The organism is Algoriphagus sp. NF (genome assembly GCF_028823735.1).
Classification (GTDB): Bacteria; Bacteroidota; Bacteroidia; order Cytophagales; family Cyclobacteriaceae; genus Algoriphagus; species Algoriphagus marincola.
In genome coordinates, this window is the sequence record NZ_JAPEIB010000059.1 from 1 (window position 1) to 13,180 (window position 13,180).

General features: G+C 42.8%; 10 protein-coding genes. 5 read left to right on the plus strand and 5 right to left on the minus strand.

Annotation, left to right across the window (positions count from 1 at the left end):
- Window positions 1-199 precede the first annotated feature (199 nt).
- Window positions 200-2,284, plus strand: coding sequence for a penicillin acylase family protein (locus tag OU792_RS17645; RefSeq protein ID WP_274670920.1), 2,085 nt, complete (start codon window positions 200-202; stop codon window positions 2,282-2,284).
- Window positions 2,285-2,287: 3 nt separating this feature from the next.
- Here OU792_RS17645 and OU792_RS17650 read toward each other — a convergent pair whose 3' ends face one another.
- A complete protein-coding gene (locus tag OU792_RS17650) occupies window positions 2,288-3,244 on the minus strand; it encodes a carbon-nitrogen hydrolase family protein (RefSeq protein WP_274670921.1) in 957 nt (318 codons plus the stop codon).
- Window positions 3,245-3,363: 119 nt separating this feature from the next.
- On the opposite strand from OU792_RS17650, the gene OU792_RS17655 reads away from it, so the two are divergent.
- The gene (locus tag OU792_RS17655) at window positions 3,364-4,458 is read left to right on the plus strand and encodes an endo-1,4-beta-xylanase (RefSeq protein ID WP_274670922.1); all 1,095 of its coding nucleotides are present in this window, start codon (window positions 3,364-3,366) and stop codon (window positions 4,456-4,458) included.
- A gap of 72 nt (window positions 4,459-4,530) precedes the next feature.
- Here the strand turns inward: OU792_RS17655 and OU792_RS17660 are convergent, their stop codons facing one another.
- The 3 genes from OU792_RS17660 to OU792_RS17670 all read right to left on the minus strand — a co-directional run bounded on the left by OU792_RS17660 (window position 4,531) and on the right by OU792_RS17670 (window position 9,512).
- Window positions 4,531-5,391: an ROK family protein gene (locus OU792_RS17660; protein ID WP_026944854.1), complete on the minus strand. Its 861-nt coding sequence runs from the start codon at window positions 5,389-5,391 to the stop codon at window positions 4,531-4,533.
- 64 nt (window positions 5,392-5,455) lie between these two features.
- The gene (locus OU792_RS17665) at window positions 5,456-7,783 is read right to left on the minus strand and encodes a glucosamine-6-phosphate isomerase (RefSeq protein ID WP_274670923.1); all 2,328 of its coding nucleotides are present in this window, start codon (window positions 7,781-7,783) and stop codon (window positions 5,456-5,458) included.
- A gap of 232 nt (window positions 7,784-8,015) precedes the next feature.
- Window positions 8,016-9,512, minus strand: a complete 1,497-nt coding sequence (locus tag OU792_RS17670; RefSeq protein WP_342453746.1) for a DUF294 nucleotidyltransferase-like domain-containing protein — start codon at window positions 9,510-9,512, stop codon at window positions 8,016-8,018.
- Between OU792_RS17670 and OU792_RS17675 the strand changes: the two genes are divergently transcribed.
- The 3 genes from OU792_RS17675 (at window position 9,511) to OU792_RS17685 (ending at window position 12,612) form a co-directional block, all read left to right on the plus strand.
- Window positions 9,511-10,005, plus strand: a complete 495-nt coding sequence (locus OU792_RS17675) for a gluconokinase (protein ID WP_134200602.1) — start codon at window positions 9,511-9,513, stop codon at window positions 10,003-10,005. The genes OU792_RS17670 and OU792_RS17675 overlap by 2 nt on opposite strands.
- 67 nt (window positions 10,006-10,072) lie before the next feature.
- Window positions 10,073-11,446 (plus strand): amidohydrolase family protein, encoded by a 1,374-nt coding sequence (locus OU792_RS17680; protein WP_274670924.1) that lies wholly within the window; start codon window positions 10,073-10,075, stop codon window positions 11,444-11,446.
- Between the two features lie 29 nt (window positions 11,447-11,475).
- Window positions 11,476-12,612, plus strand: coding sequence for an aldose epimerase family protein (locus tag OU792_RS17685; RefSeq protein WP_274670925.1), 1,137 nt, complete (start codon window positions 11,476-11,478; stop codon window positions 12,610-12,612).
- A gap of 24 nt (window positions 12,613-12,636) precedes the next feature.
- Here OU792_RS17685 and OU792_RS17690 read toward each other — a convergent pair.
- On the minus strand, window positions 12,637-13,180 hold a 544-nt coding region (locus OU792_RS17690; protein WP_274670926.1), incomplete at its 5' end, for a LytR/AlgR family response regulator transcription factor.

The window sequence follows — 13,180 nt, forward strand, 5'->3', positions numbered from 1 at the left end:
AGACTCATTATTGCGGCTGTCTACCCATACGTGCAACATCACGAATAGTCATATTTTCTATTTTGAAAATTCAAAAAATAAACCGCTAATTCCGATTCCAAAATCAAACCTATGAAATCGAGCACAAGGTACCCGTCAAACAGAGGGTTGATTATAATTGCGAGATTCCATATGACCATTAAATGGCAATAATAAACATATGAAAAAATCTTTTTTTGTACTTCTTGCAGTTCTTGCCATCCAGTCCTGCCAAAGTGTTTTACAACCATCAGGTTGGGATACCTCAAAAGTTGAAATTGCCAGAGATGAATTTGGAGTACCTCATATTTTTGGTGAAAGGGATGCAGATGTAGCATATGGTTTGGCCTGGGCTCATGCTGAAGATGATTTCGAGACCATTCAAAAGACGCTGCTTGCAGGAAAAGGTCTTGTGGGGAGAGTTTATGGAGAAGAAGGTGCTGCAGTTGATTTCTTTGTACAGCTACTGGAAACTCAAAAGATTGCCAAGGAAAAGTATGAGGAAAGCTTTTCGGAGGAATTCAAAGCCGTACTCGAAGGCTACGCAGCTGGGATGAATGACTACGCTGAGAGTCATTCCAAAGAAGTTTTGTGTTCCGGAGCTTTTCCTGTGAACCCATTGGATATTACCTCCGCCTACATTCTGTCCTTGGCTCAAATGTCAGGTGCTGATCGGGCAGTCCAACAAATTGTAAACGGCAAAGCGGGAAAAGTGCTCCCAGACCCCAATCCAAAAGGCTCCAATGCAATTGCGATTCACTCTTCCCGAACAGAATCAGGGGAAAACTTTCTGGCTATCAACTCTCACCAACCACTGGAGGGGCCAGTTTCCTGGTATGAGGCGCATCTTCACTCCGAAGAAGGTTGGAACATCTTAGGTGGATTATTCCCCGGTGGAGCCATGATTTTTCATGGTGTCAATGAGCATTTGGGTTGGGCTCACACGGTAAACTTTCCTGATTTGCTGGACACCTATCAATTAGAAATCAATCCGGAAAACCCCGGTCAATATAAAGTGGACGAGGAATGGCTTGAACTTGAGGAGCGGACTATCTGGCTTAAGGTCAAACTTTGGAACTTCATTACCTTGCCAGTTCCAAAAAAAGTATGGAAAAGTATCTATGGCCCCACTTTAGTCACCGAAAATGGTACGTTTTCTATAAAACTAGGCGCCCTAGATCGGATCGGGGCTCCTGAGCAATGGTGGCGAATGAATAAGGCTCATAACTTCTCAGAATGGAAAGCCGCTATGGAAAGCGTTCAATTGACGAGTTTTAATACAGTCTATGCGGACAAATACGATACGGTATTTTATGTAAGCAATGCACTTCTACCGATTCGTAACCCAAAATACGAGTACACAGAAACCGTCCCCGGAAATACCCAAGAAACCTACTGGAGAAGCTACCATACTTTTGAAGACCTGCCTCAGTACCTCAATCCAACTTCTGGATACCTATTCAATACTAATCACAGTCCATTTACCGCCTCCGACTCAGCAGACAACTTAGATCCAAACAACTTCGCAGAGGAAATGGATTTTTCTCGCCGGGAAAACAATCGCTCCACCCGCTTTCGGGAAATCATGCCAAAGGAGGGACTGCTAAGCTGGGAAGATTTTGAGCGAATCAAATTTGATGATCAATTACCTGAGGTATTAGCCTTCCGAACAAACATGGATGCGCTCTTCTCGCTTGATCCTGAAAAATTTCCTGAGATCAAGGCTCAGATTGAGACACTTAAAAACTGGAACAAGCGTGGAGACGTCAACTCTGAAGGGGCTGCTCTTTTTGCTTTCAGCTACTATTACTGGTGGGAGAAATTTGAAGAGAATGGAAGAAAATGGGAGACTACCTTAAGTGAAGAGGAGGCGGCGGAAGGACTCTTAAAGGCCAAAGAACATTTTGAGAGCCATTTTGGCAAAGAACTTGTTACTTTAGGTGAATACCAAAAACTCGTTAGAGGCGAGAAAGTATTACCACTATGGGGGCTAGATGATGTGATCACCGCTATGCGATCCGAGCCTTGGGAAAATGGTATGCGAAAAGGAGTTCAAGGCGAATCCTATATCATGATGGTACGATTCGGGGAAGGACTACCCAAAATTGAATCTATCAATGTATTTGGGGCGAGCAATCGTCCTGACAGTCCTCATTACGACGATCAAATGGAACGTTTTTTAGCCAGAGATTTAAAACCCATGAGCCTCGATAAGGAAAGCGTACTAAAAGACGCTGTACGAGTTTACCACCCTGGCGAAAAATAGAAATTACTCCCCATCAAAATCTACTGAGGATTGCCGGCTTCGATTGACTTGAAGCTTCAGCACATCAGGTCGGGAGTAGTGTCCTACAGGATCAAAGTTTTGACGCTCCTCCAAAACCCGATTGAGATCCAAAGTTTGGATCAATAATCCTTCTTCATCAGCCACTGGCTCTATAATCCATTTTCCATCAGGTCCAGCGATGCAACTTCCCCCATTGCCCAAAAGCTCCGGGCAGTTTTCCAAAATCAAGTCGAGATGTGGGGTATTCGATAGAAAATCAGCCTTCCGCATCAAACTAGAAACGGAAACAACGAAGGATCGACTTTCCTGAGCAATCATTCGGGTAATCATTTCCGTGTTTCGTACTGCTCCGGGCCAAACCGCGATATGAAGATTTTCTCCTTGCCCGTACAGGGCCGTTCGTGCAAGGGGCATCCAGTTTTCCCAGCAGTTCAGCCCACCCACTCGAAAGTCCTTCAAATTATGAACCTGCAAACCATTTCCATCCCCCGGAGACCAAGTCAAGCGCTCGTCGTAGGTGGGTTGTAGCTTGCGATGCACGGACCGTACTTCTCCTTCCTGATCAATATAAACCAAAGAGCAATAGAGACTATGCCCTCCCCGGTCGATTGGTCGCTCGATTATGCCAAGGTAAACGGCAATCTTTTTTTGTCTGGCTAATTTCTGGACCTCCAGCAGATCTCCACGTTCGATCTGCACAGCATTTCGGGCATAATGCGCATGAATTTCTTTTTGGATACGGTCATCCCAAGCAGAGGCATGGGTAATCGATAGCCACCAAGGATACCCCGGCAAAAGCCCTTCCCCAAAAACGATAAGTTCGCAACCTTTTTGAGCAGCTTCCTGAATAGAAGTTTTTACTTTTTCCAAAGTTGCCTGTCTATCCAACCAAACGGGTGCTATCTGGGCGAGTGCTAGGGTTAATTTATTGGGGTTCATGAGGAGATTCTTTTTTTAACTGATATCTCGCTCAAATTAGTTAAAGGTAATTTAATCAAAAAACGTAGAGATTGAGAGCAGGTCTTTTTACCTTTAGAAAATCCTATAAAACCCTGAAAATGAAACGCTCTCTTTATTTGATCCACATCATTTCAGCCTTTGTTTTTTCCTGCCATCCTCCTACCGAGAAGGGACTAAAAGATGAATTTCAAGACAAATTTTTTATCGGAGTTGCAGTTAATGGCCGCCAGATAAATGGTAGTATGCCTAAGGCCGATTCGTTACTGAATCTGCATTTCAGCTCACTGACTTCGGAGAATGGTTTAAAATGGAGCAATATCCACCCAAAAGAAGGGAAATATGCCTTTGAATTTGGAGATAATTATGTGAGGAAAGGAGAAGAGATGAATGCTTTTATTGTAGGTCATACGCTAGTCTGGCATCAGCAAGTGCCAACTTGGGTATTTCAGGATCAAGATGGAAGTTTTCTTTCAAAAGAGGAATTACAAGACCGGATGAATGAGCATATAGAAACCGTAGTGGGCAGATACAAGGGAAGAATTGATGGATGGGATGTGGTCAATGAGGCTTTTGAAGATGATGGTACCTGGCGAAAAACCCATTGGTATTTGATTTTGGGTGAAGACTATATTGCGGAAGCTTTTAAAAAAGCCAATCAAGTGGATCCAGAAGCCGAATTGTACTACAACGATTACAATGTCTGGAAACCGGAAAAGCGCCAGGCTATCTTAAAGATGGCTCAAAACCTTAGAGAACAAGGAATTCGGATTGACGGGATCGGCATGCAGGGACATTACCGCTTGGATCATCCAAGCTTAGATCAAATTGAAGCCGCAATATTGGATATTCATCAGGCCGGCTTTCAGGTGATGATTACAGAATTGGATATAGATGTATTGCCTAGACCCAGTGACTTTGATGGTGCAGATTTAACTATTTCGATTGAAGATTCAAAAATCTGGAACCCATACACAGATTCCTTGCCTTCGGCTATTCAGGAGAAATTGAAAAACCGATATACTTCACTTTTTGGGCTATTTAGCAAGCATTCAGACAAAATCAGCCGAGTGACCTTTTGGGGCTTGCATGATGGCAGTTCTTGGCTCAATAACTGGCCAGTGAGAGGCAGGACAAATTATCCATTGCTTTTTGACAGGGAATTAAATTTGAAGGTTCCTTTCAATAGTGATTAAAAAGCAAAAAAAACGGTCTCAATCGAGACCGCATTTTTCTTTCACTAAACCAACTATCATTTTAAATTTTTGCTAATTATTGATTACTTCTGGCTCCAAATCCACCAATGCCACTGCACCGTGGATGGCAGTCTCATCCAATTCGGAAAGTAAGATTTTTACCTGCTCCAAAACCATGGGATAAGCAAAAGTAGAAAGTGATTTTTTGAGGGATGCTTCAAAAAGCGGATAGCTCTTTCGAATCGACCCGCCAAGTACTACTGCTTCAGGAGCAAGCGCATACAAAATATGCTTGATCAACTCCCCTAAATGGTTTCCATATTCTTCAAATGCTTTGATTGCCTCAGGGTCTCCATTTCGTGCACGCTTGGCCATTGCTTTCGGTTTGGTCTGATAGTATGCATGAAAAAACTTCCCACTACAATAATGCTCGAAATTGTGTTCCAGATAAGGAGCGCTACACCATTCTCCAGCAGCTGAAAACATCCCCGAATACAAATGCCCATTGATCACGATACCACCACCGACACCCGTTCCAAGCGTGATACCCACCAGATTTTTGAAGGGTTTTCCCACCCCAAACTTATGGACCCCGATCGCAAAGCAGTTTGCATCATTATTGATGAAAACCGGCTTAAAAAATCGCTCTTGAATGAATTTGGCTAATTCCACATGTTGAAAAGCAGGAATATTAGCCAGACCAAGTACCTCGCCGCGTTCTACATCCACCAATCCTGGGATACCAATACCAATTCCCGCGATATCATAATCCAAGTAGGACTCGATGAATAGGGCAATGGTCTCCAGGATGAATTCCTTGGATTCATGCGCTGGTGTTGGAATCGATCGAATATCTTCGAGATGTCCATTGACGTGGACTCCTCCTTTGATTCCCGTACCGCCAATATCTAATCCCAGAATGGCTTTTTCCATGTGCTGAGTACTAAGGTCAATTTTGGTTTAAATAGGTCTGGTTTGAGGCTCTCAGCCTCTTTTTTTAAAGCATTCCTTCGATAGACTTCTCCAATTCTCTGGCTGTCGCCAAAAACTCCTCCACATTCATGTCCCGGAAGAAAATCAGTCCATGACTTGCCCGAACTTTTGCACGCTCGTGAAGATAGAAGAAGTTTTTGCCCAAAAGCAATTGGATATCATTCAACTGGCCAACCCAGGTACGCTTGGCGACAGTACTGAATTTCCCATTGTGTGAGTAACTCGGGAAGGATGCATTCACCTGGCTAAGATAGCAATTCGCAAAAGAATCCTCCATCACAGACATATCGCCTAAGGATACCGGCACAATTACATTGGCCTCATGTGGCTCAAATTTGAACCAGACATTACGATATCCTATAATTCGGAGGTCACTGATATCCTTTTCTTCCCCCCACTTTTTGACAGCCGCTGCCGTGGCTTGCAAGACTTTATAGTGAGTATCTGGACCTGATCCCTCCGGATCAAGGGTTAAGCTAATCTTTGTTGGGTTAACTTTTCTAAACAATTCCACGATCGGTTCTACATCGCGGGTTTTGTCAGGCTGCTCGGTGAAAATATCTCCAGTGTAGAAGCCTAGTCTCAAGTGATGTACATTTTTGACCTGCACACCAAAGTGAGCCCATACCAACTCCTCTTCAAATTCCCGGATCATCCCTTTCAGCTTTTGAATTTTCGCCGGATTTTTCTCTCCATCGTAGCTTTTACGAAGAATGCTGATTACATCATTGATCGTTTCCCGGAGTTGGGTCTTATTTTTCACTTCATAGACGCTAACCAAGGCTCTGACTACTCGGTGACAAAGTCCCCGCTTGCGGGCTTCAGCATTTTCTGAGGCCACGTTTGTCAAGTAATGGTATACATCTTTATCCGTCTTCAGACTATATCCCACTGAGAAAAAGTCGTCATAATCGACCATTTGGATTTTACCCTCGTCGAGTAACTTTTTGGTATGCTGCAAAGTCTCGATGACAAAGGTATTGGTCACAGCAGTAAATCCCGAAGTCAAAACTGAGAAGTGTGCCTCATTGGTAGGCTCATTCAGCTGATTGGTGATGTGTGGCAGGATACCAAGAGAAATATCATCATGGTGTGGGCCTGTGTGCAGCAGTCGTTGATTTTCTTCCTGCTCCAAGCCTTTCGCCAATTTTGCATCAATACTTTTTATGACCTGATTTACCGTGTCTTCTGAAAGGTCGGGGATAAGTTTGCAATATTTATCAGCCTTTAGGTCACTAAGCTTGAGCCTGTGACCATATTTATTGAGTTTCTTGCACAGATCTATTACTGCGCGTTCGGTCTTTTCAAATGTCCACTCTCCTTTCTCATAGTAAGCATCCATTGAGTCAGTCAACTTGACAGCCGCTCCTTTGGTAAGATAGAATCGACCATTTTTAAGTTTTTGTAAGACAGTAGCTGGATAGACATTATTCAGTTTCGTCTCCAAGGAATCTTTGACAATCCCCGCCTTTGCCTCACCGGCTGCGATGATAATTGCCACTGCATCAGGATTGTGGACGATGGTATCGAGGCCAATGGTAATGACCAATCGGTTGGCAGAAACCTCAATTCCTCCCAAATCCCCTGCTGCTACAGCCTGGGTTTCGAAGTTGGTCTCGGTTAAGCGCGTGACGGAGTAAATATGAGAACCTCGGGTGTTGAAAGCGATGTGACCATCAGGACCAATTCCTCCTAGGAAAAAACCTATCCCGCCAAGGTTGCGAATGCGCTTTTCATAATCTGCACACCACTGATCGATCATGTAAATCGATTCTTGTTGTAGTTTTTCAAGATCATTTACTGGATCTCTGAATCTTAGCGACAGATCCACTTTCAAATCGGGGAAAATCTCCGAGTAGTGCTTTCCTTCAGCCAAAGGAATCTCATCTGAATTAATCAGGATAGCCTTCTCTTTTGATAACCCAAAACCTTGAATGTAAAACTTGTTTACATAATCGTAAAAGCTGTTGTGCTGCTTGGATGATATCGGGTAAAACTCATCAATCTGAACAAATGTAAGATCCTTCAAGACAGGCTTTTTAAGATCTCCCATTCCATATTTTTGACGGATATCCTTGCCTTTTTTTGTATCCCAATTTTCAAGCAAAAACTGCGTCCACTTGATAAAAAACTCCGGAGTTTTACCGGTAGGAAGACTGATAACCCCCTGAGGATTTGCAGCGGCCCATTCCAAAAATCTACAGGCTGTCAACAAACCTAATTTCGGGAAATTATCAACCGTCAAGTAAGGGATTAGAGTAGTGATTTTATCTACTCCAGACTCTTGGAGAAAGCTTTTTTCTACTTCAGAAAGCGGATAGTTGCTGAGCATGGTTTTCTAGGCTGATTAACGTGATGATAAATTAGATACGCATTCCAAATAAAAGATAAAGTGCAATCGTTTGATCTCCAAAAAAAATTTTTCCGATTTTATTTTTGTAAAATTTAATTAGGATTAATAAACACTTACAATCTTTTCTTTCACTCAACAAAATTAAAAAACTTTATTAAATAAAAAATAACTTTTATAAAAAATTTAAAGAAGTCTAATTCAGATCAAGAATTTATAGACTCTTGGTAAAGGAAATTCTCATGCGGGCCTGAAAATCACGAATAACTTTAAAAATCTCAATCAGCGTCACTGTTTGCACCTTGGTCAGTCGGTCTATTTTTACCCAGTTGAGTGGCTGCGGGGATTTTGCCATGATGATTTCAGCCTGATTTTCCAATCGTAAAGCCATTAGGTAGGAAAAAGCATGATTAAGTTCTTGGCATTCAGCTGCAGAAAAAACACCTTTCTCCTGTAGGCTTTGGATTCGTTCAGAAGTATTGGTGGCTTGAACTTGATGCCGCAGCGCATAGACCCGGGCTAAATCTACCATGGTTCGCATAGCGTGCTTGAGGTTAAATTGCTTTTCCCCATCAATCTTCTCAGTACGAATCTTTCGAAAGAATGTCAACGGAGGCTCATACTGAAGTGCATTGTAGCCCAAGTTGACAAAAAATCGCTCAGGAGCTGACTCCACCAGTTTATACATGTAATTTTTCAATTCTTCGAGTAAGCCTTCTTCTCCAAAAATTGCTCTACAGTCAAAAAAAGTGGAATATTTCATGGCAGTCTCTTGGGAAGCATCAGCAATCCAAGACTCATAATTTCTTTTCCAATGAGAGAGGGAATGAGTCCATTTAGGGTTCATCGCCATCAAATCCCCTTCGCAAAGGTCAATCCCAATTTGATCCAAAGCTGTAGAAACTCGCGTCGCAAAATCCAAAAAGTAAGCACGAACACTTTCTCGTTGTTCATTAGCCTTGTCCTCATAGATGATCGCATTGTCCTGATCGGTATTGAGTGTCAGCTCTCCTCTACCTTCACTTCCAAGCACAAAGAACACAAACTTTGCCGGAGCAGGACCTATCTCCTTGATCACCCGCTCGATGACCCGCTGTGTGATCGTATCGGCAACAGTGGTGATAATTTGATTCACATAGGCTGCCTTCATGCCACGGCTTAGCAAGAGGTGGATGATCTCGGGCATTCTATCCCATTTTGATTTCAACTCGGAAATCTGACGAGCCTCTTTTACTGACTGAATAAACATAAAAGGCCCCTGACTCTGCTCTGTCAAAATCTTATTTCTGCTGATCCAGCCTATAAATTGGAATTGATCTTCAACTAAGAGATACCTGGACTTGGTACGAAACATCAAAAGCAAAGCCTCCACCAAACTAGCATCCGGGCTAATGGAAACCATTTTGTATTCCACAATTAGCTTGACAGGCTCATCAGGTGATAGCCCCTTTGCCAAAACCTCATCGCGTAGGGTAATATCGGTAATGTAGCCTTCGATCTGATCTGAGGATTCACCCACAAACAGACAGCTTACCTGCTCTCTTGCCATTCGCTTGGCACAGTCTTGAATGGAAGTATCTGAGGAAACAAGCCTTAAATGCCTAAAGTGAAGGTCTGATACACGTTTGGTGTAAAATTGATCCGAAATAAATGAAGGTGCATTTTCCATCTTTCCCAAAATAGACAATCTTTGGATGATTCTATAAAGCATGACAGCAAACTATCAACTCATCATTATCACAGGTGTCTCAGGAACTGGCAAAACCACTCTAGGAACCTCATTATCGCAAAAGCTATCCTTGCCCTTTTACGACGCAGATCTTTTCCATCCAAAAGAAAATATAGCAAAAATGAGTAATGGGATCCCTCTGACCGATCAAGATCGTCAACCTTGGCTAGAGGCCCTCGCTTCAAAACTCGAAGAATCCAAAAAGTCAGGTGGTTGCATCTTGGCTTGCTCCTCATTGAAAGAAAGCTATCGAAAAATACTGGCTGGAAGGAATGATATAAAATGGATTCATCTCAAAGGAGACAGGGATCTTATCTGGGATCGAATGAAGGCAAGAAAAAACCATTACATGAAGGCAGAAATGCTTGACTCGCAGTTTGCCACGTGGGAAGAGCCGAATTATGGCAAGAAGCTTTCAATCGATCAAACGCCTACAGAGATTCTAGAAGAAGCATTGGATTATTTGAAGAAATAGAAATTACAGGACCGGATTGGAATAGCCACCTGAATAGCCGAAATTGGAGAGCAACCCACAAAAAACTATGAAAACCCTCAAGATCCTATTTGGCTTTTTCTGGACTTTCTTATCCATACCCACGCTTTCTGCACAGGATTTCTTGGTTACAAATGTGCATATCATCACGATGAATGGAGAGGAAATGCTTGAAAATCATGCACTATTCGTAAAGAATGGCAAGATTGATCGAATCATTCCTCTTACGCCTCAAACCCCTCGGATGAGCCATGAAAATCTGATTGATGGACAGGGTGCTTACATTTTTCCGGGCTTGGCTGAATTTCACGCCCACCTACCAGTAGCTGGAGATGGCAGTACTCAATTGCAGGAAGAATCACTTTGGCTTTATTTGGCCAATGGTGTTCTTCGTATTCGAAGTATGCTGGGCCATCCCAGTCATGTGGAGCTACGGGAACGCGTGAGAAATGGAGAGATTCCCGGACCACGTGTTTTTATATCAGGCCCGTCCTTCAACGGAAACTCTGTCAGTAGCCCAGAGCAGGCTTCTCAAATGGTCAGGGAACAAAAGGCTGCTGGCTATGATCACTTAAAAATCCATCCAGGAGTCGAATTGGATGAAATGTGGGCAATCTCCAAAACAGCCCAAGAAGTTCAAATTCCTTTCGGCGGGCATGTTCCTTTGGCTGTTGGAATAGAAAATGCACTCGCTAGCGGCTTCAAATCCATCGAACACATGGATGGGTATATGGAAGGATTGCTTCCGGATGATTTGACAATCGATCCGACTACCTCGGGTCCATTCAATTTAAAGCTTGTTGGAGAGGTGGAAATGGAAAAGCTTCCTGCTTTGATCGAGGAAACCTTGAAAAAAGGAACTTACATTGCCCCGACTTTGACGCTATTTGATAGGTATTTCGGCTATGTCCCTGCCGATGAATTTCGACAGGCACCAGAAATGAAATACTTACCCGGGCCCCTGATTCAGCAGTGGGTCAATACCAAAAAGCAACTTGAGCGTGCGGGGATGCTAGACCGAGAATTTGTGGAGCCATACTTGCAATTTCGTAATCAGCTCTTCATGACCCTTCATCAGGCCGGGATTCCGGTCCTTTTAGCCTCAGACTCCCCTCAGGTTTTTAATGTCCCGGGTTTTTCCATTCATCACGAAATAGAGTTGATGTCCAAAGCAGGCATGAGTAATTTTGAGATATTAAAAAGTGGATCAGTAGAACCTGCCAAATACATGGATGCCTCGGCTCAATGGGGGATGATCAAAGAGGGAATGGAGGCCGACTTTGTGATGGTCAAAGAAAACCCACTAGAAAACCTGGAAACTATGCAAAAACCACTCGGCGTATCAGTGGCTGGCAAATGGATAAGTGGAGAAAAACTTCAATCAGAATTGGAGCGAATAGCCAAAAATCACGAGCGTAAGTAAACTAAATTCACTGGCAAAATCACCATACCATGAAAGTCTTCAATACCTATATTTTGGCAATTTCCCTGTCGCTTGCATTTGCCTGCTCCCAAAAACAAACTCAAGAACCTATTCAAGAAGAAATCAACCTTATGATCAAATCAGAAAAAGTAGCTGAGCATAATGGCAAGCCCATTTTTCATTATGTGTTAGACAATGGAACTATGCAAGTCGAACTCTCCAATTTTGGAGGCTTAGTCCACAAAATAATTACTCCCGACAAAAACGGAAACAAAGAAAATATCACCCTCACTTTTGATACTGTAGAGGAGTTTCTGACTAAACCAAATCCTTTCTTCGGAGCTACCGCAGGTCGAGTTGCTAATAGAATCGCAAAAGGTAAATTTTCCTTGGACGGAAAGTCCTATGAACTGGCAAGAAACAATGGAGACAATCATCTTCATGGAGGGGTAGAGGGCTTTAATAAAAAAGTCTGGACCCCTGAGACTTATTCCAATGATTCAGTAGTAGGGGTGAAAATGACTTATCTGAGCCTAGATGGAGAAGAAGGCTATCCGGGAAATCTTCAGACAACGCTTTGGATGGAATTGACTACAGATAATACTTTGCGAATCAGATTTGAAGCTGTCACTGACCAGAAGACCATAATCAACTTGACCAATCACACCTATTTCAATCTTGGTGGAGTAAAACGTGATGTACTGGATCATGAATTTCAGTTTTGGGCGGATGCCTACACCCCGGTGGATGAGGAACTGATCCCAACCGGAGAGGTCAAAGATGTGACGGGGACACCCTTTGACTTTCGAACTCCAAAAAACCTTGGGGAGCAGATTGCAGCCAATGGTGAAGGCTTTGATCACAATATGGTGATGAAGCTAGAAAAATCAGATGAGATGAAGCATTTTGTGCAAGTGAACCATCCCGAAAGTGGCCGTGTCATGGACATGTATTCTGATAACATGGGAGTGCAGTTTTATACAGCAAATTTTGTGAAAGACTTCCACGGAGCTGATGGAAAAACCTACGATAAACACTGGGGCTTTTGCCTAGAATCCCAGATTTGGCCGGATGCCATCAATCATGACAACTTCCCAAGCCCGATTCTAAGTCCAGGCGAAAAATATGAGCACAAGGTTGAATATAGGTTTTCTGTAGAAAAATAAATTCTTGCCTTGGAGCAAACAAGATCACTTATCTAGCCAACTCTTAAATTCAGAGGCTCTTTCGGCACTGACAATGATGGGCTCCTTAGAAGCTGGTTCTAAATGAACAAAAAGTTTTCCTTTATGGTAACGTTCGACCTGAGCGATGGATTTAAAGTGCAGGATTATTTGGCGATTTGCTCTGAAAAATTCCTGAGGGTCTAATTGTGCCTGAATCTGTTCCAGATTTTGATCCATCAAAAAGGATTTTCCACTGTCTGTCATTAGATGAATTACCCCATTGGAAGTGTAAAAATAAGAGATTTGTGAGGTGGAGACAGATGTTAACTTGTCTCCCAATCGTAGCAACCAACGAGACTTAAATGATTTTTGATCCCTACGGATTTCTTCTAAAAGAACCTGAAAATCAGGATGAACTTTTGCCTGATTTCCTCGGATAGATTGAAATTTTGTCAGGCTCTGACGAAGCTCTTCGATTTTTATCGGCTTAAGGAGGTAATCAATGCTATTGACTTTAAAAGCCCTGAGCATGAATTCATCAAAAGCCGTTGTAAAAATTACCGGGGTT